The 22,203-nt window shown below is 59.9% G+C and carries 19 protein-coding genes; 7 read left to right on the forward strand and 12 right to left on the reverse strand.

The features are described from left to right. Positions 1 to 4: 4 nt before the first annotated feature. On the reverse strand, positions 5 to 3,256 hold the full coding sequence (gene sbcC / locus KHA73_RS04650) for an exonuclease subunit SbcC (RefSeq protein WP_234589418.1): 3,252 nt from the start codon (positions 3,254 to 3,256) through the stop codon (positions 5 to 7). After that, positions 3,253 to 4,479, reverse strand: a complete 1,227-nt coding sequence (gene sbcD, locus KHA73_RS04655; RefSeq protein ID WP_234589420.1) for an exonuclease subunit SbcD — start codon at positions 4,477 to 4,479, stop codon at positions 3,253 to 3,255. Before sbcD ends, sbcC begins: the two co-directional genes overlap by 4 nt. A gap of 201 nt (positions 4,480 to 4,680) precedes the next feature. Between sbcD and phoB the strand changes: the two genes are divergently transcribed. The 5 genes from phoB (at position 4,681) to proY (ending at position 10,909) form a co-directional block, all read left to right on the forward strand. After that, on the forward strand, positions 4,681 to 5,370 hold the full coding sequence (gene phoB / locus KHA73_RS04660) for a phosphate response regulator transcription factor PhoB (protein ID WP_234589422.1): 690 nt from the start codon (positions 4,681 to 4,683) through the stop codon (positions 5,368 to 5,370). 24 nt (positions 5,371 to 5,394) lie between these two features. Then, positions 5,395 to 6,711, forward strand: coding sequence for a phosphate regulon sensor histidine kinase PhoR (phoR, locus tag KHA73_RS04665; RefSeq protein ID WP_234589423.1), 1,317 nt, complete (start codon positions 5,395 to 5,397; stop codon positions 6,709 to 6,711). A 14-nt stretch (positions 6,712 to 6,725) separates the two neighbouring features. After that, positions 6,726 to 7,664, forward strand: coding sequence for a PstS family phosphate ABC transporter substrate-binding protein (locus KHA73_RS04670; protein ID WP_234589425.1), 939 nt, complete (start codon positions 6,726 to 6,728; stop codon positions 7,662 to 7,664). A 447-nt stretch (positions 7,665 to 8,111) separates the two neighbouring features. After that, positions 8,112 to 9,431 carry a branched-chain amino acid transport system II carrier protein gene (gene brnQ / locus KHA73_RS04675; RefSeq protein ID WP_234589427.1) on the forward strand — a complete coding sequence of 440 codons (1,320 nt, stop codon included), beginning with the start codon at positions 8,112 to 8,114 and terminating at the stop codon, positions 9,429 to 9,431. Between the two features lie 71 nt (positions 9,432 to 9,502). Then, positions 9,503 to 10,909 (forward strand): proline-specific permease ProY, encoded by a 1,407-nt coding sequence (gene proY / locus KHA73_RS04680; protein ID WP_234589429.1) that lies wholly within the window; start codon positions 9,503 to 9,505, stop codon positions 10,907 to 10,909. A 47-nt stretch (positions 10,910 to 10,956) separates the two neighbouring features. On the opposite strand, the gene KHA73_RS04685 is transcribed toward proY, so the two are convergent. The 4 genes from KHA73_RS04685 to KHA73_RS04700 all read right to left on the reverse strand — a co-directional run bounded on the left by KHA73_RS04685 (position 10,957) and on the right by KHA73_RS04700 (position 13,154). After that, entirely contained in the window at positions 10,957 to 11,244 is a 288-nt protein-coding gene (locus KHA73_RS04685) for a HigA family addiction module antitoxin (protein ID WP_234589431.1), read from the reverse strand. Next, a complete protein-coding gene (locus KHA73_RS04690) occupies positions 11,244 to 11,522 on the reverse strand; it encodes a type II toxin-antitoxin system RelE/ParE family toxin (protein ID WP_234589432.1) in 279 nt (92 codons plus the stop codon). Before KHA73_RS04690 ends, KHA73_RS04685 begins: the two co-directional genes overlap by 1 nt. Before the next feature lie 92 nt (positions 11,523 to 11,614). Then, positions 11,615 to 11,878, reverse strand: coding sequence for a hypothetical protein (locus KHA73_RS04695; RefSeq protein WP_234589434.1), 264 nt, complete (start codon positions 11,876 to 11,878; stop codon positions 11,615 to 11,617). Positions 11,879 to 11,909: 31 nt separating this feature from the next. Continuing rightward, complete coding sequence (locus KHA73_RS04700) at positions 11,910 to 13,154, reverse strand: mechanosensitive ion channel family protein (RefSeq protein WP_234589436.1); 1,245 nt, start codon at positions 13,152 to 13,154, stop codon at positions 11,910 to 11,912. Between the two features lie 247 nt (positions 13,155 to 13,401). Here KHA73_RS04700 and malZ point away from each other — a divergent pair, with 247 nt between their 5' ends. Next, positions 13,402 to 15,225: a maltodextrin glucosidase gene (gene malZ / locus KHA73_RS04705; RefSeq protein ID WP_234589437.1), complete on the forward strand. Its 1,824-nt coding sequence runs from the start codon at positions 13,402 to 13,404 to the stop codon at positions 15,223 to 15,225. A 56-nt stretch (positions 15,226 to 15,281) separates the two neighbouring features. On the opposite strand, the gene ggt is transcribed toward malZ, so the two are convergent. The 3 genes from ggt to KHA73_RS04720 form a co-directional block, all read right to left on the reverse strand. Continuing rightward, on the reverse strand, positions 15,282 to 17,045 hold the full coding sequence (gene ggt / locus KHA73_RS04710; protein ID WP_234589439.1) for a gamma-glutamyltransferase: 1,764 nt from the start codon (positions 17,043 to 17,045) through the stop codon (positions 15,282 to 15,284). A gap of 224 nt (positions 17,046 to 17,269) precedes the next feature. Next, the gene (locus KHA73_RS04715; RefSeq protein ID WP_234589440.1) at positions 17,270 to 17,872 is read right to left on the reverse strand and encodes a peroxiredoxin C; all 603 of its coding nucleotides are present in this window, start codon (positions 17,870 to 17,872) and stop codon (positions 17,270 to 17,272) included. A gap of 230 nt (positions 17,873 to 18,102) precedes the next feature. Beyond that, positions 18,103 to 18,684, reverse strand: a complete 582-nt coding sequence (locus tag KHA73_RS04720) for an ACP phosphodiesterase (RefSeq protein WP_234589441.1) — start codon at positions 18,682 to 18,684, stop codon at positions 18,103 to 18,105. A 120-nt stretch (positions 18,685 to 18,804) separates the two neighbouring features. On the opposite strand from KHA73_RS04720, the gene queA reads away from it, so the two are divergent. Then, entirely contained in the window at positions 18,805 to 19,875 is a 1,071-nt protein-coding gene (gene queA / locus KHA73_RS04725) for a tRNA preQ1(34) S-adenosylmethionine ribosyltransferase-isomerase QueA (RefSeq protein WP_234589442.1), read from the forward strand. A 111-nt stretch (positions 19,876 to 19,986) separates the two neighbouring features. On the opposite strand, the gene KHA73_RS04730 is transcribed toward queA, so the two are convergent. The 3 genes from KHA73_RS04730 to KHA73_RS04740 all read right to left on the reverse strand — a co-directional run bounded on the left by KHA73_RS04730 (position 19,987) and on the right by KHA73_RS04740 (position 22,196). Further along, positions 19,987 to 21,030: a site-specific integrase gene (locus tag KHA73_RS04730; protein ID WP_234589443.1), complete on the reverse strand. Its 1,044-nt coding sequence runs from the start codon at positions 21,028 to 21,030 to the stop codon at positions 19,987 to 19,989. Positions 21,031 to 21,465: 435 nt separating this feature from the next. Beyond that, a complete protein-coding gene (locus KHA73_RS04735) occupies positions 21,466 to 22,011 on the reverse strand; it encodes a phage N-6-adenine-methyltransferase (protein WP_234589444.1) in 546 nt (181 codons plus the stop codon). Then, positions 22,008 to 22,196 carry an ANR family transcriptional regulator gene (locus KHA73_RS04740; protein ID WP_234589445.1) on the reverse strand — a complete coding sequence of 63 codons (189 nt, stop codon included), beginning with the start codon at positions 22,194 to 22,196 and terminating at the stop codon, positions 22,008 to 22,010. The genes KHA73_RS04735 and KHA73_RS04740 overlap by 4 nt, the downstream gene beginning before the upstream one ends. Positions 22,197 to 22,203 lie beyond the last annotated feature (7 nt).

Raw genomic sequence — 22,203 nt, forward strand, 5'->3', positions numbered from 1 at the left:
TGAATCATGCCAGCTTGAACTGCGGTTCCAGCCGGCTGATGCCGAGGCCGTTGACCTTTTTCACCTTAATTTGCACCGGGATGCGCTCTTTCATCGCTTCGACATGGCTGATCACGCCGATGGTTTTGCCGGAGGCGTTCAGGCTGTCCAGCGCATCCAGCGCGGTGTCGAGGGTTTCCGCATCCAGCGTGCCGAAGCCTTCGTCAAGGAACAGCGAGTCGATACTGGTTTTGTGGCTCACCAGATCGGAGAGCGCCAGCGCCAGCGCCAGGCTGACCAGGAAACTCTCGCCGCCGGACAGGGTGCGGGTGTCGCGCAGCGCATCGGCCTGCCAGGTGTCCACCACCTGCAGTTCCAGCGCGTCGCTGGTTTTGCGCTGCAGCAGATAGCGTCCGTGCAGCCGGCCGAGCTGGTTATTGGCCAGATAAACCAGGTGATCGAGCGTCAGCCCCTGGGCGAAACGGCGGAACTTGTCGCCTTCTTTGGAGCCGATCAGCTGGTTGAGGTAGCTCCAGTCGTCGTATTGCCGCTGGCTTTGGCTGATTTGCTCAAACAGCGACTGCTGATTGAGGCGGCGGGCGGCGTCGCTCTCCAACTGGTTGCGCACCTCGCCTTGCCGCAGCTGCAGCGCCTTCAGCTGCTGCGCCAGTTCGGCCAGCGCCTGGCTGAGCGCTTCGGCGTCGGCGTGGGTTTCGTCCATCCCTTCGGGGCGGTTTTGCAGGTGCTGTTCCAGAGACTGCGCGGCCTGCGCCAACAGCGCGGCGGCTTCAACCTGCCGCTGTTGCAACTGCTCCTTGCGCTGCTGCAGTTGCTGGCGCTGGCTGTCATCCAGCAAGGCGGCGCTGAAGGCGGCTTCGTTGGCGAATTCGCTGCCCGTGAGCGCCTGCAGCCAGGCCTGTTCCGCCTGCTGCAGCCGTTCGCCTTGCTGCAGCTGTTGCTGCTGCAGCCCGGCCAACTGGCCGCTCAGGCGATCGCGCAGCTCCTGCGCCTTTTGCCATTGCTCGGCGGCCTGTCGGCTGGCCTGTTCGCAGGCCGCCTGAGCGGCGCGCAGCTGCTCGCGCACCTGGGCTATCTGCCGTTCGCCAAACAGCGCCTGCCGCTGGACGCGCTGCTCGGTCAGGTTTTTTTCGCCGTCCTGCCACTGTTGCTGCAGGCGCCGTTGCTGCAGCAGGCTGTCGGCGTGGTTCTTCTGCAACAGCGCATAGCGTTCATCCAGCAGCGCCTGCTGCTGCTGCGCCTGCTGATGCCGCACCTGCAGCGCGGCCAGTTGGTCTTTGGCCTGCTGCACCGCGCGCGCCGCCTGTTCGTGCTGCAACAGCAACTGCTGCCCCTGGCGTTCTTCTTCGTCGCAGGCGTTCAGCCAGGCGTGCAGCGCATCCGTATCCGCCAGGGTGAAAGCGAACGCCAAAGGGGCGCTGAGCGTTTGCCACTGCTGCTGTTGCGCCGCCAGCTGCCGCTCGTCCTGCGCTATCGCCTGCTGCTGGCGCTGTTGTTGCTCCTGCAGGCTTTCGCTGCGGGTGCGCAGCTCGGTGCCCTCGGTATATAGCGCCTCGGCTTTAGCGCGAATTTCGGCCAGGCGGCGTTCGGTTTCCGAAGGGGTCACCGCCTGATATTGCTCGACGGCCGGATGGCTGGTGGAGCCGCACAGCGGGCAGGGGGCGCCGCTTTGCAGCAGCGCGCGCTCGGCCTCCAGGCTGACGATGCGTTTTTCCAGCTCGTGGATTTTCTCCACTTCCTGCTGCTGCGCCTTGTGCTGTTTGTACTGCTGTCGGGTGTTTTCCAGCCGCAGCTGCAGTTCGGCCAGCTGCGCCTGACGCGCCGCCTGTTCCTTGCGCTGCTGCTGCAGCCGTTCGTCGGTTTGGCGGTACAGCGAAGACAGGCTGAACAGCTGCTGGCGCGCGGGGCGCAGATCCGCCAGCTCGGCTATACGCCGGCGCAAGGTTTCCTGCGGCGCCTGCGTTTCCAGCGCCTGATGCCGTTGCTGCTGGGTGGCCAGCGCGGCGGTCAGCGCGTTCAGCTGTTCCTGATGTTGCGCGGTCTGCGCCGCCAGTTGGCTGCGCTGGGCGTTGAGCTGTTCCAGAGCCTGCTGCTGCTGCGCACACTGTTGCTCTGCGGTTTCGCCGGCCTGGCGTCGTTCAGCCTGGGTGAGCTGCAGCTGGGCGATTTGATGATCGAGCGGCGCGACCTGCTCATCGATCAGCGCCTGCTGCTGTTGCATCTGCTCGGCCTGCGTCTGCTGGGCGAGGCGGGTTTTTTCTACCGCCAGCTGCAGCGGCGCCACCTGTGCCTGCTGTTGCTCCTGTTGCTGCGTCAGTTGGACGATGTGTTGTTGCAGCTGATCGCGTTCACTGCGGCAGCGATCGCGTTCGTTGCGCAGCGGGCGCAGCTTTTCGGCCGGTTCGCTGCGCGCCAGTTGCTGCAGCTGCGGGGCGGCGTCGGCCTGTTCTCGCTGTACGTTGTCCAACCGTTGCCGGCAGCTGCCTTGCTGCTGCTGGAGGCGCTGCCACTGTTGCAACCAGCTCAGCGCCTGCTGCTGCCGCTGGTTTTGCTGGTTGAACGCCTGTTCCTCCGTCGCCAGCGCCGCTAACCGATCTGCCAACAGCTGGCGCTGCTCGTCATTCAGCAGCTCAATGCCGCTGGCGCGCTGGTGCAATGCGTCCAGATCGGCCTTGGCCTGTTTGTGTTGTTCGAACACCTGCTCCGACAGGCGGCCGTATATCTCGGTGCCGGTCAGTTCTTCCAGCAGTTCGGCGCGATCGTTGGCGTCGGCGTTGAGAAAGGCGGCGAACTGCCCCTGCGACAGCATCATCGATTTGGTGAAGCGGCCGAAATCCAGCCCGGTGATGGCGGCGGTCAGCTCCAGTTTATCGCGCACTTTGTCCGCCAGGATCTTGCCGTCTTCCCGCAGCGCCAGCTCGACCTTCGGCGCCTGCAGGTTGCCGTCCGGGGCGTTTTTGGCCCGGCGCTGGCTCCAGAAGGCGCGGTAACCGACGCCTTTCACCTCAAATTCGACTTCCGCCAGCGATTCTGCGGTGTGGCGGGTCATCAGCTCGTTCTGGCTCGGCGTGACGTTGAGGCGCGGCGTCTGGTGATACAGCGCCAGGCAGATGGCGTCGAGCAGCGTGGTTTTACCGGCGCCGGTCGGCCCGGTGATGGCGAACAGCCCGTTGCTGGCGAAAGGCTCGGCGGTGAAATCTATCTTCCATTCGCCCTGCAACGAGTTGAGGTTTTTTAACCGCAGGCTGAGGATTTTCATTGGTCCGCCTCCTGCTGCTGTACCCTCTCGACCACCTGATGGAACATCTGGCGCATCCGCTGCCGGCGCGCTTCGGCCATTTCCGGTTCTTGCGCCAGCCGCCGCTCGAACACTTCGTTGACGCTCAGCTCATTGAGCGTTTCTTTGTCCTGCTGTTCGATCGCCTGTCGGCGCTGTTCTTTGCTGCGCCGCAGCAGCACCACTTCCACCGGCAGCTCATCCGCCAGCAGCTGGATGCGGCGCTGGATGTCGCTGAGGTAATCCTGCGTCGCCACTTCGATATCCAGCCACACCGGCAATTCTCCCTGATAATCGGCGAACTGCCGCAGTTGCTGCTCTATCTGCGGCAAATCGCCCTTGATCAGCTGCATTGGTTGGAAGTTTGGGATCTCCAGCGGCGTTACCTGCTGCAGGGCACCGGCGCTGAAGTCGACCATAAACACGCTTTTGGCCTTGCCCAGTTCGTCGAAGCTGAGCGGGATAGGCGAGCCGCTGTAGCGAATATGCTCTGACTTGGCCACGTTCTGCGCACGGTGGATATGGCCCAGCGCGATGTAATCGGCGGGGGGAAACGCCTGAGCCGGGAACGCGTCAAGCGTGCCGATGTAGATATCGCGCACCGAGTCGGAGGCGGTGACGCCCACGGTGGTCAGATGCCCGGTGGCGACGATCGGCAGCGGCAGCCCCAGTTGGTCGCGCCGGGCGCAGGCCGCCTGATACAGCGTCTGATAGTGTTCGGCGATCGCTTCCTGCAGCGCCTGCTGCTTCTGCGCGCCGGATTCGCCGGCGCGGCTGGTGAGCAGATCGCGCGGCCGCAGAAAGGGGATGGCGCACAGCACCGCGCCCGGCTGGCCGTCGCGCTGGTTCAGCACCAGGATTTGCCGTTCAATGTCGCTTTGGGCATTGGCGATGACGGTGGTATTCAGGCAGGAAAGCAGTTCGCGCGACTCGTTCAACGTCGCCACGGAATCGTGGTTGCCGCCCAGCACCACCAGCTGGCAGCCGGTACGTTGCAGCTCCACCACGAAACGGTTATACAGCTCGCGGGCATAGCTGGGTGGGGAGCCGGTATCGAACAGATCCCCGGCGACGATCAGCGCATCCACCTGCTGTTGCTCGATCTGTTCGATCAGCCAGCGCAAAAAAGCCTGATGCTCGGCGGCGCGGCTTTTGGTGAAAAAGTACTGGCCAAGATGCCAGTCAGAGGTGTGGATCAGGCGCATGACACTCCCGGGGCGAAAAGGTAATGGCGGGGATTATAAAGGGAATATGATGTTTCTGCGTCCTTTGAAATAGTCGCTATGCTTACTGCCTGTAACAACCGGTTTTTTTCATGGCTATTTATTTCATAAATCTGTCACAAAACTGACGCATAATGGCGCCCGCAATCAACTGTGATCGCTAACACATTGGCAGGATTGACGATGGCAAGACGCATACTGGTGGTGGAAGACGAAGCGCCGATCCGTGAGATGGTGTGCTTTGTGTTGGAACAGAATGGTTACCAACCGTTGGAAGCCGAGGATTATGACAGCGCCGTGACGCGCCTGTCTGAGCCGTTCCCTGATTTGGTGTTGCTCGACTGGATGTTGCCCGGAGGTTCCGGCATTCAGTTTATCAAACATATGAAACGTGAAGCGCTGACCCGCGATATACCGGTGATGATGCTGACCGCACGCGGCGAAGAAGAAGATCGGGTGCGCGGGCTGGAAGTGGGGGCGGATGATTATATCACCAAGCCGTTTTCCCCCAAGGAGCTGGTAGCGCGCATCAAGGCGGTCATGCGCCGCATATCCCCGATGGCGGTGGAAGAAGTGATTGAAATGCAAGGGCTGAGTCTGGATCCTTCCTCCCACCGCGTGATGGCCAACGATCAGGCGCTGGAGATGGGGCCGACCGAATTCAAGCTGCTGCACTTCTTTATGACCCATCCGGAGCGTGTTTATAGCCGCGAACAGTTGCTTAATCACGTTTGGGGCACTAACGTTTATGTGGAAGACCGTACCGTTGACGTGCATATCCGTCGGCTCCGCAAGGCGTTAGAGACCAGTGGTCATGACAAAATGGTTCAAACCGTTCGGGGCACCGGCTACCGGTTCTCAACGCGCTACTGATCGCGCCGCGCTGGAGAATACGCCGTGTTAGAACGTCTGTCGTGGAAGAGGCTGGCTCTGGAGCTGGCTCTTTTTTGTTTGCCTGCTTTGCTGCTGGGGCTGATTTTCGGTTATCTGCCCTGGTTCCTGCTGGCGTCCGCTTTGGCGGCGCTGGTGTGGAATTTTTACAATCAACTCAAACTTTCCCACTGGCTGTGGATCGACCGCAGCATGACGCCGCCCCCCGGGCGCTGGAGCTGGGAGCCGCTGTTCTACGGGCTGTACCAGATGCAGCAGCGCAACCGCCGCCGCCGCCGCGAGCTGGCGTTGTTGATCAAGCGCTTTCGCAGCGGGGCCGAGTCGCTGCCCGATGCGGTGGTGATGACCACCGTCGAAGGCAATATCTTCTGGTGCAACGGGCTGGCGCAGCATTTGCTGGGCTTCCGCTGGCCGGAAGATAACGGCCAACACATTCTCAACCTGCTGCGTTACCCGGAGTTCAGCCACTATCTGCAACAGCAGGAGTTTTCACGCCCGCTGACGCTGCAGCTGAACAACGAACACTACGTCGAATTCCGCGTGATGCCCTATTCCGAAGGCCAACTGCTGATGGTGGCGCGCGACGTGACGCAGATGCGTCAGCTGGAAGGCGCGCGGCGCAACTTCTTCGCCAACGTCAGCCACGAGCTGCGCACGCCGTTGACGGTGCTGCAGGGCTATCTGGAAATGATGAGCGACGAAGAGCTGGACGGTTCGCTGCGCGGCAAGGCGCTGGGCACCATGCAGGAGCAGACCCGGCGCATGGACGGGCTGGTCAAACAGTTGCTGACGCTGTCGCGTATTGAGGCGGCGCCCAACGTGGACATGAACGAACGGGTGGATATCCCGCTGATGCTGCGGGTGTTGCAGCGCGAGGCGCAGTCGCTGAGCGGCGGCAATCATGAGATAAGCTTCCGGGTGAACGAGCAGCTTAAGGTGTTCGGCAATGAAGACCAGTTGCGCAGCGCGGTGTCGAACCTGGTGTATAACGCGGTCAATCACACGCCGAAGGGCACCAATATCGAAGTGAGCTGGCAACAGACGCCGCACGGCGCGCAGTTCCAGGTCAGCGATAACGGGCCGGGCATCGCCGCCGAGCATATTCCGCGCCTGACCGAACGCTTCTACCGCGTCGATAAGGCGCGCTCGCGACAGACCGGCGGCAGCGGGCTGGGGCTGGCGATCGTCAAGCATGCGCTCAGCCACCACGATGCGCGGCTGGAAATCCTCAGCGAGCCGGGCAACGGCACGCGATTCATCTTTACCTTGCCTAACCGGTTGATTGTTCCCGCAGCTTTATCAGAGAATGCGGTGAGAAATTAACGCGAGAGACAGGTATGACCCGAATTTCCCGATGGCTGTTGCTTTGCCTGGCGCTGCTGGCCGGCCGTGGCGCGCTGGCGCAACCGGACGGCATGCTGTCGGGCAACCTGTCCAGCGTCGGTTCCGATACCCTGGCGAATCTGATGGCGCTGTGGGGGCAAGATTTCAGCCAGCATTACCCCAACGTTAACCTGCAGATCCAGGCCGCCGGTTCTTCGACCGCGCCAACCGCGCTGGCGGCGGGCGCCGCGCAGCTTGGGCCGATGAGCCGGCCGATGAAGGCGGCGGAGGTCTCTGCGTTCGAACACCGCTACGGCTATGCGCCGCTGGCGGTGCCGGTAGCGGTGGACGCGCTGGTGGTGCTGGTGCATCAGGACAACCCGCTGCGCGGCCTTAACCTGCAGCAGCTTGATCGCGTTTTCTCCGCCACCCGGCGCTGCGGCGAAAGCCGCCCGTTAACGCGCTGGGGCGAGCTGGGGCTCAGCGGCGACTGGGCTGCGCGCGCGCTGCAGCGTTTTGGGCGCAATTCCGCTTCCGGCACCTACGGTTATTTCAAGCTGCGCGCGCTGTGCGGCGGCGATTTTATGCCGCGGGTCAATGAGCTGCCCGGTTCTGCCTCGGTGGTGCAGGCGGTGGCCGGTTCGTTGAACGGCATTGGCTACGCCAGCATCGGCTTTCGCGCCAGCGGCGTGCGCCTGCTGCCGCTGGCGGAAAACGGCACTGACTATATCGCGCCTACCGACGTCAACGTGCGTAACGGCAGCTACCCGCTGGCGCGCTATCTGTACATCTATATCAACAAGGCGCCCAATCAGCCGCTGGAGCCGCTGACCGCCGCCTTCCTCGATCGGGTACTGTCGGACACCGGGCAGGGGCTGGTCAACCACGACGGCTACCTGCCGCTGCCGCCCGCTACGCTGCAGAAAACCCGCCGGGCGCTGGGCCTGAAATAACCCGGCGCAGCCAGCGCATCCCGCGCGAAAACAGCTGCTTTATTGGCGTTTTCGCGCGGTTAGTTAGCATATGCTTCACGTTTTGTGAGAAGGTTGCTCAAAAATGATACAAATCATGTAGTGTATATTTATTGATAGCCAATATGATCGACTGGTGGCTAAACTTTATCTGGTCAATAACTCTGCTTTTCGCCGTGCGCCTTGCCTTGAAGCGCTATAAACGTTTACCTTAGCCCTCGTTGTCGGATTAAACCTCCATTTTTATAACTCTTAAAACTCTGCCCATCACCATGAGTGGTTACTTTCAAATAAGGACAAAACGCCGGACGTCACGCGTTTTTTGCACTTATTGCTCTGAGGATGAAACGGCGGGCCGGCAACCGGTGGGGCTTAACGCACCACGCTATCGGACACTTTTTTTCATTTGAACAGGCAACACGACATCGTATGACTCATCGTTTAACGTCAAAAGATATTCTGGCATTGGGATTTATGACCTTTGCCTTGTTCGTCGGCGCCGGGAATATCATTTTCCCGCCGATGGTGGGGCTGCAGTCTGGTGAACACGTCTGGACCGCGGCGATCGGCTTTCTGATCACCGCCGTGGGCCTGCCGGTGATGACCGTGATTGCGCTGGCGCGCGTTGGCGGCGGCATCGACGCCCTCAGCACGCCGATTGGCCGCAGCGCGGGCCTGCTGCTGGCGACCGTCTGCTATCTGGCGGTCGGCCCGCTGTTCGCCACGCCGCGCACCGCCACCGTATCCTTTGAAGTGGGTATCGCCCCGCTGACCGGCGACGGCGCCATGCCGCTGTTTATCTACAGCCTGGTGTATTTCGCGCTGGTGATCGGCATTTCTCTGTATCCGGGCCGCTTGCTCGATACCGTCGGCCACGTGCTGGCGCCGCTGAAAATCGTTGCGCTGGGCGCGTTGGGCATCGCCGCGCTGCTGTGGCCGGCGGGTGCGCCTATCCCGGCGACCGAGATTTATCAGAACGTTCCTTTCTCTTCCGGTTTCGTTAACGGCTATCTGACCATGGATACGCTGGGCGCGCTGGTGTTCGGCATCGTCATCGTCAACGCCGCACGTTCCCGCGGCGTGAAAGACGCCGGCCTGCTGACGCGCTACACCATTCTGGCCGGGCTGATCGCCGGCGTGGGGCTGACGCTGGTTTACCTGAGCCTGTTCAAACTGGGTTCCGGCAGCGGCGTGCTGGTGCCTGACGCCACCAACGGCGCGCAGATCCTGCATGCCTACGTGCAAAACACCTTCGGCGGCCTGGGCAGCTTCTTCCTGGCGGCGCTGATCTTTATCGCCTGCATGGTCACCGCGGTAGGCCTGACCTGCGCCTGCGCCGAGTTCTTCGCCCAATACCTGCCGTTCTCTTACAAAACGCTGGTGTTCATTCTGGGCCTGTTCTCGATGGTGGTGTCCAACCTGGGCCTGAGCCATCTGATCCAGATCTCCATCCCGGTGCTGACCGCGATTTACCCGCCGTGCATCGTGCTGGTGGTGCTGAGCTTCACCCTGCGCTGGTGGCACAGCGCGCCGCGCATCATCGCGCCGGTGATGTTAGTCAGCCTGTTGTTTGGTATCCTTGACGCGGTGAAAGCGTCCAGCCTCCAGCATCTGCTGCCGGCCTGGAGCAATCACCTGCCGCTGGCGGAGCAGGGCTTGGCATGGTTGTCGCCTTCGCTGTTGATGCTGGCGCTGGTCGCGATTTATGATCGGGTGTGCACGCGTACTGAAGTTACCGCGCACCAATAAAATACCGGTCTGAATTTTGGGCCACGGACTTGTCCGTGGCTTTTTTACGTTTAAAAACACGGGTCATTTTCATGCAACAACAGTCACCCACCACCGCCCCCGCCAATAAGCTGAAGCGCGGTCTCAGCACCCGTCACATCCGCTTTATGGCCCTCGGCTCGGCCATCGGCACCGGGCTGTTCTACGGTTCGGCGGACGCCATCAAAATGGCCGGCCCGAGCGTGCTGCTGGCCTATCTGATCGGCGGCGTCGTGGCCTTTATCATCATGCGCGCGCTGGGCGAAATGTCGGTCAACAACCCGCAGGCCAGTTCGTTTTCCCGCTACGCGCAGGACTATCTCGGGCCGATGGCCGGCTACATCACCGGCTGGACCTACTGCTTCGAGATCCTGATCGTCGCCATTGCCGACGTGACCGCCTTCGGCATCTATATGGGCGTGTGGTTCCCGGAGGTGCCGCATTGGATCTGGGTGCTGAGCGTGGTGTTGATCATCGGCGCCATCAACCTGATGAGCGTCAAGGTGTTCGGCGAGCTGGAGTTCTGGTTCTCGTTCTTCAAGGTCGCCACCATCATCATCATGATCGCCGCCGGTATCGGCATCATCGTCTGGGGGATTGGCAACGGCGGGCAGCCGACCGGCATCCATAACCTGTGGTCCAACGGCGGCTTCTTCAGCAACGGCTTTATCGGCATGATCCTGTCGCTGCAGCTGGTGATGTTCGCCTACGGCGGCATCGAAATCATCGGCATTACCGCCGGCGAAGCCAAAGACCCGAAAAAATCGATTCCGCAGGCCATCAACTCGGTGCCGTGGCGCATTCTGGTGTTCTATGTCGGTACGCTGTTCGTCATCATGTCGATCTACCCCTGGAACCAGGTGGGCACCAACGGCAGCCCGTTCGTGCTGACCTTCCAGCATATGGGCATCACGGTCGCGGCGGGCATCCTCAACTTCGTGGTGATCACCGCTTCGCTGTCGGCGATTAACAGCGACGTGTTCGGCGTCGGCCGCATGCTGCACGGCATGGCCGAGCAGGGCCATGCGCCGAAGATGTTCAGCAAGGTTTCTAAACGCGGCATTCCGTGGGTGACGGTGGTGGTGATGATGCTGGCGCTGCTGTTGGCGGTGTATCTCAACTACATCATGCCGGAAAGCGTGTTCCTGGTGATCGCCTCGCTGGCCACCTTCGCCACCGTGTGGGTGTGGATCATGATCCTGTTCTCGCAGATCGCCTTCCGCCGCAGCCTGAGCAAGGACCAGGTAAAACAGCTGGCGTTTCCGCTGCGCGGCGGCGTGTTCACCTCGGTGGCGGCGATCCTCTTCCTGGTGTTTATCATCGGCCTGATCGGCTACTTCCCGACCACCCGCGTCTCCTTGTATGCCGGGCTGGTATGGGTAGCGGTGCTGCTGGCGGGGTATTACTTCAAGGTTAACCGTCAGAAGAAACGGGCGGTGCTGGCGCCACAGCAGGATTGAAAATAACAACACCGGCGGGGCGCCGGTGTTTTTTTATCGGGAAGAGGTTAGGCAAAATCCAGCTTATGCAGCCTGGAGACGTCTATATTTTGTCTGGCATGCCACAAATCGTAAGCATCCTGCAGGCCCATCCAGACCTGCTCGGAACTGCCGATGACGATGGACAGGCGGATGGCCATTTCTGGTGAGATATCAGATTTGCAGGTAATCAGCCGCTGAACCGTCGATGGGGCCACGTCCAGCGCCTTGGCCAAACCGCGTGCGCTTAGGTTCAGCGTTTCCATGGTTTCCTTGAGCAACTCTCCGGGATGAGGGGGGTTATGCATGCGGTTCATTAGTGGTAGTCCTCATAGTTGACGATATAAACATCGCCCTCGAACAGTTCAAACGTAATACGCCAGTTGCCGGTAACGGTGACAGACCATTGCCCGTTGCGATCCCCTGTTAATGAGTGCAAAAAGAAACCGGGCAGATCTACATCGTTGATTTCTTTAGCCAGATCCAACACGCTCAGGCGCAGTGAAATTTTTTTCGCCTGTTTTGCATCGATGCCCGCCGTTGAACCGGTTTCAAAGAATTTTTTGAGTCCTTTATGCCTGAAGCTTTTTATCATCCTGATGGCTCCATGGGGTGTTGCGTTATGCGCATCATAATGGGGGGCTGCGTATGACGCAACGATATAGAGGGTTTTTGTTCGGCAGATGCCTACCGCTTTTCCTCCGGCTCATCGTCACCCGAAGCGCGCGCTTCGAGACGCGGGCAGCCGTCGTTCAGCCGTTCCTCGCTTTCCTCGCCGGCGCAGCGCGCCAGCACTTCGCGGATATCCTGCAGGTTGTTGCTCAGGGCGCTCAGCGCCGGCTGCAGGTTGCTGTTCATGCGGCTTTCGTCCAGCGATGCGCTGTGCAGGCAGCCGACGAACAGCAGGGTGGCCAGCAGGGTAAACAGCCGGTGACGTAAAGGTTTCAGCAATCCTCTCTCCTTCTGCGGGCCAGGGAGACGCCTATGCCGGCTGCAGCATGCTGCGCATGTCGTTGCCGGTCGGCGTTTGGTGAACGCGCAGATCGAATTCGCCAATCACCGCCAGAATATGATCGAAGATATCCGCCTGAATGCTTTCGTATTCCGCCCAGGCTGTGGTGTTGGTGAAGGCGTAAATTTCCAGCGGCAGGCCTTCCGGCGTCGGCGCCAGCTGGCGCACCATCAGGGTCATATTCTGGTGAATGCGCGGATGAGCGCGCAGATAAGCCGTCAAATAGGCACGCAGGGTGCCGAGGTTGGTCAGGCGGCGGCCGTTGAGCGGCGAAGCCAGGTCCACCTCAATTTGTCGGTTATGCTGGCTCAGCTCCTGGTCTTTATCGTTCAGATAGCTTTGCAGCAGCGGGTTGCGCTTCAAACGCAGCCGTTCTTCATCCGACAGGAAATGCACGCTGGCGGTATCGATATTGATGCTGCGCTTGATGCGCCGCCCGCCGGATTCGGACATCGAACGCCAGTTTTTGAATGAGTCGGAAATCAGCGCGTAAGTGGGAATGGTGGTGACGGTGTTGTCCCAGTTTTTGACCTTGACGGTGGTCAGGCCAATGTCAGTCACCGCCCCGTCCGCGCCATATTTCGGCATTTCCAGCCAGTCGCCGATTTTCAGCATGTCGTTGGCGGAAAGCTGAATGCCCGCCACCAACCCGAGGATCGGGTCTTTGAACACCAACATCAGCACCGCGGTCATGGCGCCAAGGCCGCTGAGCAGCAGCAGCGGCGATTTTCCCATCAGCAGCGAGACGATCATGATGCCGATCAGGATCGCCGCCACCAGCTTCAGCCCCTGGAAAATACCGCGCAGCGGCAGCTGGTTGGAAATGGGATTCTGGCGCAGCATCGCCAGCAGGGTATCCAGCAAAGAAAACAGCGACAGCAGCGCGAAGGCGAGGATCCACACCTGCGCGGCGGTGGCGATCACCGCCTGCGTTTGGCTGCCGGCCTGCAGCCACAGCATCGCCTGCACGTTGATGATTACCCCTTGCAGCAACAGCGCCATGCGCTGGAACAGCTTGTACTGGGTGATGGCCTGCTGCCAGACGCGCTGCGACTGCCGGCCGCGCCGCTGAATGGCGGCCAGCACCACGCGGTGCAGCACCAGGTGGATCACTACGGAAATCAGCAGGATCAGCCCCAGCACCATCAGTAGAGACATCATTCCGCCGAATTCCAGCCCAAACTGTTCCAGCCAACGCGTTATCTGTTGTTGCATTGCCGCTCCTTAAAAAATACGCAAAAAATATCCAATATGCTCAAAAGACGTTAGCCTAAGGGTTAAGCGGCAACATTTGTGCCTGTTTACCTTTTTTTACATAGGGTTAGCATTGTTTTTCGCTCTCCGCCCCCCGGCTCATCCCTGGGTTTTGCGGCCAGAGATGAGGGGGAGTTGCGCTCAACGTGGCATTGTTCGGGGCATTGGGCAACGTCGTCGATTTCGTTTGGTACAGCAGGAGAAAAGTATGCTTAACGCCTGGCATCAACCGGTCCCGCCTTTCGTGGTGAAGAAGGGGCAACGTCTGGATATCACGCTGTGGTTACAGGGTGATGAATTCCCCGAGCAGGTGTTTTTGCGCGCCGAGCCGGATAACGAAGAGTGGCTGCTGATCATGAAGGCGCAGCGGGTTGACGGCATGCGCCGCTACCAGGCCAGCCTGACGCTGAATGAGGGGGAACCGACCCGGCGCTACTGCTTCAAGCTGCTGTGGGCCGATCGCCAACAATGGTTCGGCCCCGAGGGCTGGTCGCTGACGCCGCCGGGCCAGCTGGCGCAATTTGCGGTCGACGAACCCGACCACAGCCCCGCCTGGGTGGCGGACCAGCTGTTCTACCAGATTTTCCCCGATCGCTTTGCCAGCAGCGGCGGCGAGCATGGCATCCAAAGCGGCAGTTACCGCCATCATGCGGCGGGTGCAGAAGTCGTGCGCCGCGACTGGCAGCATCCGTTGGAAGAGCACCATGCCGCTTCTACGTTCTACGGCGGCGATCTGGACGGCATCAGCCGGCAGCTGCCGTACCTGCAGCAGTTGGGCGTGACGGCGCTGTACCTGAACCCGATCTTTACCGCACCGAGCGTGCATAAGTACGACACCGAGGACTATTACCAGGTCGATCCCCATTTTGGCGGCAATGCGGCGCTGCAGCGTTTGCGAGTGAGCACTCACAAGGTAGGGATGAAACTGGTGCTCGACGGGGTGTTTAACCATACCGGCGATTCGCATCCGTGGTTCGATCGGCACCGGCAAGGCGAAAACGGCGCCTGTCATCACCCGGAGTCCCCGTACCGCGGCTGGTTTAATTTCTACCCGGACGGCCGCGCGCTGGACTGGAAGGGCAACGCCAGCCTGCCAAAGCTCAACTTCGCCGAACCGCAGGTGGCGGAGGCGATTTATCGCGGCGACGGCAGCGTGGTGCGCCATTGGTTGCGCCCGCCGTACAGCATCGACGGCTGGCGGTTGGACGTAGTGCATATGCTGGGAGAGAACGGCGGCGCTACCGGCAACCTGCAGCACCTGGCGGGCATCTACCAGGCGGTAAAACAGGAAAACCCGCAGGCCTATGTGCTGGGTGAACATTTTGGCGACGCACGCCGCTGGCTGCACGCCGGCGTCGAAGATGCGGCGATGAATTACATGGGGTTTGCGCTGCCGGTGCGCGCTTTTCTGGCTGGGGTGGACGTGGCGTATCATCCGGTGCAACTGGACGCCGGCGGCTGCGCGCAGTGGATGGACGGCTATCGGGCCGGCCTGCCGCACGGGCGCCAGCTGATTCAGTTCAACCAGTTGGACAGCCATGACACGGCGCGCTTTCTGACCCTGCTGCAGGGCAATCAGGCGCGCATGCGCATGGCGGCGGTGTGGCTGCTGAGCTGGATTGGCGTTCCCTGCCTGTATTACGGCGACGAAATCGGCCTGGACGGCGGCAACGATCCCTTCTGCCGCAAGCCCTTCCCCTGGGATGAAAGCCAGTGGGATCGCTCGTTGCTGGCGCTGTTCCAGCGGATGGCGGCGCTGCGCAAACAGAGCCTGGCGCTGCGGCGCGGCGCCTGCCAGGTGCTGCGCGCCGACGGCGAAACGCTGGTGTTTGTGCGCGTCTATCAGCAAGAGCAGGTGTTGGTGGCGCTGCAGCGCGACGGCAGCGGCGAGGCGGCGCTGCCGCACAGCCCGCTGCTGGCGGAAGGCAAATGGCGGCGGCTGGAAGGGGACGGCGAGCTGAACGAGCGGCACGATGGCATTAGCCTGCGGCTGGCGGCGGAGTCGGTTACCCTGTGGCGGCGTGAAGGGTAAGGGGATAACGGGGCCGGCGAACCGGCCCCTGATAGGGTGAGTGGGTGTTTACATCATCAATAACCGATGGCCGAACCGGCCGGGCGGCGCACGTCATTGGCGCCGTACAGGTAGCCTTCGCGCACCTTGCCGGACACCGCAGAGTCGTTGCCTGAGTTGGCCGGGCTAACGCCCGCCGCGCCCGGCAGCCCCACCAAAATCAGTTCGGCGGCGCCCCACGGCGTTTGCTCCACCATCTTGTAGCCCATGCCGCTGAGCAGCTTCAGCGTGTCGGCGGACACCCCGCGTTGTTCGTAATACACTTCGTCCGGCAGCCACTGGTGGTGAATGCGCGGCGCATCCACCGCCTCCTGCGGCGCCATACCGTGGTCGATCACGTTCAGTGCGGTCTGCAGGGTGATGGTGATGATGCGCGAACCGCCCGGCGAACCCAGCACCATGAAGATTTTATTGTCTTTGGTGACCAGCGTCGGGCTCATCGACGATAGTGGGCGCTTACCGGGGGCAATGCTGTTGGCGGTGCCCTGCACCAGGCCATAGAGGTTTTTCTCGCCGACCTTCACGGTGAAGTCGTCCATTTCGTCATTGAGGAAGAAACCTGTGCCCGGGGCAATCACCACCGCGCCAAAGCGGCCATTGACGGTATAGGTGGTGGAGACGGCGTTCCCTTCATGATCGACAATCGAATAGTGGGTGGTTTCCGGCTTTTCATGCGGTTCCATACCCGGCTGCACTTTCTCGGAAGGGGTGGCCTGGTCCGCAACGATTTTCTTGCGAATTTCTTCGGCATAGCTTTTGCTGATCAGCCGGTCGATCGGGTTTTTGATGAATTCCGGGTCGCCGAGGTAAGTATTGCGGTCCATATAGGCGTGGCGCATCGCTTCGGTCATGGTATGGATGGCCGCCGCGGAGTTGAAGCCCATGCTCTTCAGGTCATAGCCTTCCACCACGTTGAGGATTTCACACAGCGTCACGCCGCCGGAGCTGGGCGGGGGGGCCGAGACGAACTTATAGCCGCGGTAGCTGCAGGCGATCGGCGGGGTTTCGGTAACCTTGTAATTGGCGAAGTCCGCCGCGGTCAGGATGCCGCCGCCCCGTTTGGCCGCCGATTCCACCGCCTGCGGGATCCTGCCTTTATAGAAGGCGTCGGTGCCGCCTTTGGCGATGGCTTCCAGCGTATTGGCCAGATCGCTCTGCACCAAGCGATCGCCCGGCTGCAGCGGGGTGCCGTCCGGGCGCAGGAAGATTTTGGCGGATTCGGCATCCTGCCTGAAGCGCGCGATGGTGGTGTCGAGGATATCGGTGTCGGCGCGGGTCAGCACGAAACCTTCGCGCGCCAGCTTGATAGCCGGCGCCAGCACCTGCTCACGGCTCAGCTTGCCGTATTTCTCGCGCGCGGTTTCCATGCCCAGCACCGTGCCGGGCACCCCCGAAGCCAGATAGCCGTACAGGCTGGCGTCTTTCTTCACCTTGCCGTCGGCGTCCAGGTACATGTTGGCGCTGGCCGCCGCCGGGGCGGTTTCGCGGAAGTTGATAAAGGTGTCGGTGCCGTCGGCCAGGTGGACGGTCATAAAGCCGCCGCCGCCGATGTTGCCGCAGCAGGGGTTGACCACCGCCTGGGCGTAACCGACCGCCACCGCGGCGTCAATGGCGTTGCCGCCCATTTTCAGGATGTCGACGCCGACCTGCGAGGCCAGGTGTTGCGAGGTCACCACCATGCCGTTTTGGGCTTCTACCGCCGGATTGGATGCCGCATACAGGCTGCCGCTGACCAGCAGCGCCGCCATGGTCAGGGGCTTGCTCCATTTCTGTAAAAACATAGTTATTCCTACCCTGTCAGTTTTCTTATTGTGTTGTGCTGGTCTGGCTTGCAATCTGCGGGCCAGCGTTAAAAGCGTAGCTACAGATGAGGGATTGCGCGGTAGTCAGGCTGGAAAATGTGAGCGGAAACAGGGAAATAAAGCACGGAATGTGGGCATGTCGCCCTAAAAAAGGGCAAAAAAAACCGGCCACGCGGGCCGGTTGAGTCGCTTGCAGGCTGAAATTACAGCTTGGAAGCGTTTTCGGACAGGTATTTAGCTACGCCGTCTGGTGATGCGCCCATGCCCGCTTTGCCTTTTTCCCACTGAGCCGGGCACACTTCGCCGTGTTGCTCGTGGAATTGCAGTGCGTCAACGGTACGGATCATTTCGTCGATGTTACGGCCGATTGGCAGGTCGTTAACTACCTGAGCACGTACCACACCGTCTTTGTCGATCAGGAAGGAGCCGCGCAGCGCAACGCCGGCTTCCGGGTGCTCGATGCCGTAAGCTTTCTGAATTTCACGCTTGATGTCAGCAACCATCGCGTATTTCACTTCACCGATGCCGCCGTTTTCGACAGGGGTTTTACGCCATGCGTTGTGAACGAATTCTGAGTCGAATGAAACGCCTACCACTTCAACGCCACGCTTCTGGAACTCTTCATAGCGGTGATCGAAAGCGATCAGCTCGGAAGGGCACACGAAGGTGAAGTCCATTGGCCAGAAGAACAGGACAGCTGGCTTGCCGTTCAGGTGCTTCTTCAGGTTGAAGTTTTCAACGATTTCGCCGCTGCCCAGTACGGCAGCTGCAGTGAAGTCAGGGGCTTGACGAGTTACCAGGACCATAATTACTCCTGTAATAGGTATTTAAGGGTTGATGAAAAAACTACGGGCCAGTATAGGGACCGCGACTTGCTGAATAAAGGGTAAAAGACCAATCGATGAGATAGCTTTTACCTATTAAAGTTGTTGATTAATTTTGGCAATTTTAAAAAATAACCTTTTCACGCAAAAGGGCAAGGCCCAAAAGGCATTTTCTTGCAAAGTGCTGCAATTTCAAAATGCCGGTCTTGACCTTAGAGCTTTTTGTCTTTCGCCTGCTGCATCATCTGCGGGTAAAACTGCCAGAACTGTATTTCAAGCTGATGATAGTGGCTCTCTACGTCGGCGAAAGATCCCGCCAGCGCACCGAGACGCGGCCGCCGGCTCGCCATGCCCGCCAGCACGTTGGCGATGAACGGCAGCTCGGCATAACGCTCCAGCCAGCGCTCCGGCCACAGATAGCCGTTCAGGTTCTGAAAGCGCGGCGGCGTCGCCGACAGGTGCGGCACGATCTGGCTGCGCGCTTGCTGGGTGAAGCCGTGCAGGCTGACCGAGGGCTCCAGCTGCTGCCAGTGACGCGCCAGAAAGTGGTCCCACACGACGTCGAGGGTGATCGGCGCAACGCGGCGATGTTGTTCGCTGAAGTAGTCGCGGCAGGCTTTTACCTGCGGCAGGCTGTCGGTCAGTACGTCAACGCGGCGGTGCATCATGATGCCGGCCACCACCTCGGGGGCGTACTCGCCGGCCGGATTGCCGCGCACGAAGTCCGCCAGCAGGTTGCCCAGCAGCGAGCTGTCCGCCAGCATGGCCAAATGGAGATGAGCGAGAAAATTCATCCGGCCAGTATATCTGAAGTGGCGCAAATCCTCCTTATTTCTTGCCGCTGACCGCCCACGGCTTTAGACTAGGCCGCCTGTTTTTTACCAACCAGTCCCATATTGAAGAAGTGAATACCCATGCGCGTCGCCGATTTTTCGTTTGAACTTCCCGAATCCCTGATTGCTCATTACCCACAGCCTGAACGCAGCGGTTGCCGCTTGCTGCAGCTGGACGGGCCGAGTGGGGAGCTGACGCACGGCGTATTCACCGATCTGCTGAACGAGCTGGAAGCCGGCGATCTGCTGGTGTTCAACAATACCCGGGTGATCCCGGCGCGCATGTTTGGCCGCAAGGTCAGCGGCGGCAAGCTTGAACTGCTGGTGGAGCGGGTGCTGGACGATCACCGCGTACTGGCGCACGTGCGCGCTTCCAAGGCGCCGAAGCCGGGCGCCGAGCTGCTGTTGGGCGATGACGAAAGCATCGCCGCCACCATGGTGGCGCGCCACGACACGCTGTTCGAGCTGCGCTTCAACGACGATCGCGACGTGTTCAGCATTCTCAACGCCGCCGGCCATATGCCGCTGCCGCCGTATATTACCCGCCCGGACGAAGACGCCGATCGCGAGCTGTATCAGACGGTCTACAGCGAGAAGCCGGGCGCGGTCGCGGCGCCGACCGCCGGCCTGCACTTCGACGAACCGCTGCTGGCCGCGCTGCGCGACAAAGGCGTGGAGATGGCCTTCGTGACCCTGCACGTCGGCGCCGGCACCTTCCAGCCGGTGCGGGTGGAGACCATTGAAGAGCACGTGATGCACGCCGAATACGCCGAAGTGCCGCAGGAGGTGGTGGACGCGGTGTTGGCCTGCAAGGCGCGCGGCAAGCGCGTGGTGGCGGTGGGCACCACCTCGGTGCGTTCGCTGGAAAGCGCCGCCAACGCCAGCAAAGACGCGCTGATTGCGCCGTTCTTCGGCGATACCAGCATCTTTATCTACCCGGGCTACCATTATCAGGTGATCGACGCGCTGGTGACCAATTTCCACCTGCCGGAATCGACGCTGATCATGCTGGTGTCGGCCTTTGCCGGCTATAAAAACACCATGAACGCCTATCAACGGGCGGTGGCCGAGCAGTACCGGTTCTTCAGCTACGGCGATGCGATGTTCATCAGCCGTAACCCGCAGGCGGAAAACGAGTCCGTCGGCGGCTAAATTCTCGGGCTGCGCGCACGGCGCGGCCCCGTTTCAACGACATCAGACTGTTTATCTGATGCTCATGCGGCAACATGAGTTAGGGCGTGTGTTTGTTTCGTTGTAAAAACATCAACTTACAAGAGAAATTCTTACAGCGTCGTTTGTGCTTTCGGTGTCCTGTGCCAAAAACGTGACAATGCCGCTGAACTTACTCAAATGCTCACCACTTAGGTGGGCATATTTATTAACCATCTCCAGCTTCTCCCATCCCCCCAGTTCTTTCAACACCATCAACGGGGTTCCGTTCTGAACATGCCAGCTTGCCCATGTGTGGCGGAGATCGTGAAAGCGAAAATCCGTGATACCAGAAAGCAGAAGTGCACGTTCGAAATCCGTCCTGTTTATGTACCCTTCCTTTTCGCCGTCAGCCGAGAACACATACTCATTGTTGAACGGGATTTCTCTCATCACTGCGACCGCGTCGTCATTCAGCGGTAATGGTCTGGCCTTTCCTGACTTTGCGTTTTCGGCAGTAACAACGGCCACACGACGCCCCAGATCAACATCCTTCCATTTCAGCGACAAAATCTCCCCAAGACGAGCGCCAGTCAGCAAAGCAAACGAACACACCCACTTCATCCATTGATGGTGTAAATTTGCGATCAGCGACTTTGCCTCGCTCTTTTCTATCCACCGAACTCTAACCGTTGGCTCTCTCAACGACTGCGCGTAAGGCTGTCTATCAAGCCATCCACTTTTATCGGCGAGCGAGAAGCCTCGCATAATGAATGAGCGGTATCGGTTTTTGGTGGCGTTAGCCAGGCGCTTTCTGGTAGCCAGGTTATGAGTCGGCAGGTTATCAACTATCTCTTCCCCGGTGATGGAGGACACGACTCTACCGCCGAAGATGCCAAGCCAGTACCGGGCGTAGATCTGCTTGTTCTCATAACTTGATTGCCCCTCGGCATCTCTCAGCGCCAAGACGACCATATCTTCGAACAGCCTCTCCGGTCGCTTGTCCAGGTTGGCTACAGCCCAGAACTCATGCTTTAACTTGTCGTGAAGTTGCTGAGCCTTTACCTTTTCCTCGGTGCCAGCAGAGCGTCTAATTCTCGTTCCGTCTGGCGCGGAGATATCAATCCAGTATTTTTTACCCCTCTTGAAGATCGGCATCTTTTTAACTCCTTGCTGCCGACCACAGCCAGTCGGAAGACATTGTTATTGGTCTGCGAGAATTTTTCTATGCTTTCTTTGTTGGCCCTCCACGATCCGCCGACTTTGAACATGTGAAACTTCGCGGGGTTTCGGTATATCGTATAGGGGGAGACTTGAATTTTTTCCGCGTACTCTTTGAGCTTCATGAATTTGGCCTCGTCCGAGGCTGCGCGGGTGTCGGCCATGGTTACCTCATTACTTCCCCTCCCGCACCCGATGAACCTCACAGCAAAGGCGCAGCCAAACCGGCGGAGACTTCGGCCAGTATGGGGCTATCTTCACTGCGTGCTTATCGAGTAACTGACGGAGGGTTAAATTGTTGGAAGGGGAGTCGAAATCTCTTAAAAGCTCTCTGGCTGTACTGCGGAGAAGGTTTTTCTGGTGGAGTCCATATCATGCAACGCTTGCCTCCATCGTTATGCCTTTTCCTATGCGTAGGAGTTCGTCTCTGGATATGGTTGAGAACTGGCACCGCGGCTTGATAAATGGTCGCCAGATGAATAGCAGGCTGCCTTTGCTGTTGCCGTTCTTACCCGGCTTGCCCGTTGCGGAATTAATAAATGCCAGGCGGCCATCGGTGATAAAACGGACTTCATCGACTGACTGCAGCGCCAACGAAAACCAGCCCGTTGATGTGTCCGCCGGCAACAGCATCACGATCGGCTGATTCTGCACGCGGCATTGCTCCGCAGCCTTAAGCACCCACGGGGTGATGTCGCTGTATGGCGGATTGCACCAGATGGCACCGTAGCTCACCCATTCGACCGACAGCGCGTTATCCAGCTCGGTCAGGTAATGAGCGCATAGTGCGTTGCCATCGTCTGCCGCTGCATCCAGGAAGAAACCAAATTCAACATCCAGTGCGTTGAAAACTTCGATAGGGGTTTGCCATCGGTCTTTGTGTTCTGGTGGCGTGTTGCTGGCAAAAACGGTGCTCAATGCTCATTCCCCCAGTTGCGTGCCGCAGCGTTGACACAAAAATCGATGCGGATGTTGATCCAGACAATGTCAACGGCATGTGCAATGCTCAGGGACTTGCGCCACACCTCCGCCGCCTCGGTAAACATGCCATTGCGTTCAGCTTCACCAGCGATGCGGGCGATATTTCGATATGCATGATTCATGATGATT

Origin of the sequence: Serratia entomophila (assembly GCF_021462285.1) — a bacterium.
Lineage (GTDB): Bacteria > Pseudomonadota > Gammaproteobacteria > Enterobacterales > Enterobacteriaceae > Serratia > Serratia entomophila.

What these genes read in the sequence shown, in the direction of transcription:
- queA (WP_234589442.1), top strand. Translation starts at nt 18,805, where the DNA reads ATGCGCGTCGCCGATTTTTCGTTTGAACTTCCCGAATCCCTGATTGCT.
- sbcD (WP_234589420.1), bottom strand. Translation starts at nt 4,479, where the DNA reads ATGCGCCTGATCCACACCTCTGACTGGCATCTTGGCCAGTACTTTTTC.
- KHA73_RS04715 (WP_234589440.1), bottom strand. Translation starts at nt 17,872, where the DNA reads ATGGTCCTGGTAACTCGTCAAGCCCCTGACTTCACTGCAGCTGCCGTA.
- KHA73_RS04700 (WP_234589436.1), bottom strand. Translation starts at nt 13,154, where the DNA reads ATGCAACAACAGATAACGCGTTGGCTGGAACAGTTTGGGCTGGAATTC.
- sbcC (WP_234589418.1), bottom strand. Translation starts at nt 3,256, where the DNA reads ATGAAAATCCTCAGCCTGCGGTTAAAAAACCTCAACTCGTTGCAGGGC.
- KHA73_RS04685 (WP_234589431.1), bottom strand. Translation starts at nt 11,244, where the DNA reads ATGAACCGCATGCATAACCCCCCTCATCCCGGAGAGTTGCTCAAGGAA.
- KHA73_RS04730 (WP_234589443.1), bottom strand. Translation starts at nt 21,030, where the DNA reads ATGCCGATCTTCAAGAGGGGTAAAAAATACTGGATTGATATCTCCGCG.
- KHA73_RS04670 (WP_234589425.1), top strand. Translation starts at nt 6,726, where the DNA reads ATGACCCGAATTTCCCGATGGCTGTTGCTTTGCCTGGCGCTGCTGGCC.
- KHA73_RS04690 (WP_234589432.1), bottom strand. Translation starts at nt 11,522, where the DNA reads ATGATAAAAAGCTTCAGGCATAAAGGACTCAAAAAATTCTTTGAAACC.
- malZ (WP_234589437.1), top strand. Translation starts at nt 13,402, where the DNA reads ATGCTTAACGCCTGGCATCAACCGGTCCCGCCTTTCGTGGTGAAGAAG.
- proY (WP_234589429.1), top strand. Translation starts at nt 9,503, where the DNA reads ATGCAACAACAGTCACCCACCACCGCCCCCGCCAATAAGCTGAAGCGC.
- KHA73_RS04740 (WP_234589445.1), bottom strand. Translation starts at nt 22,196, where the DNA reads ATGAATCATGCATATCGAAATATCGCCCGCATCGCTGGTGAAGCTGAA.
- KHA73_RS04720 (WP_234589441.1), bottom strand. Translation starts at nt 18,684, where the DNA reads ATGAATTTTCTCGCTCATCTCCATTTGGCCATGCTGGCGGACAGCTCG.
- ggt (WP_234589439.1), bottom strand. Translation starts at nt 17,045, where the DNA reads ATGTTTTTACAGAAATGGAGCAAGCCCCTGACCATGGCGGCGCTGCTG.
- phoB (WP_234589422.1), top strand. Translation starts at nt 4,681, where the DNA reads ATGGCAAGACGCATACTGGTGGTGGAAGACGAAGCGCCGATCCGTGAG.
- brnQ (WP_234589427.1), top strand. Translation starts at nt 8,112, where the DNA reads ATGACTCATCGTTTAACGTCAAAAGATATTCTGGCATTGGGATTTATG.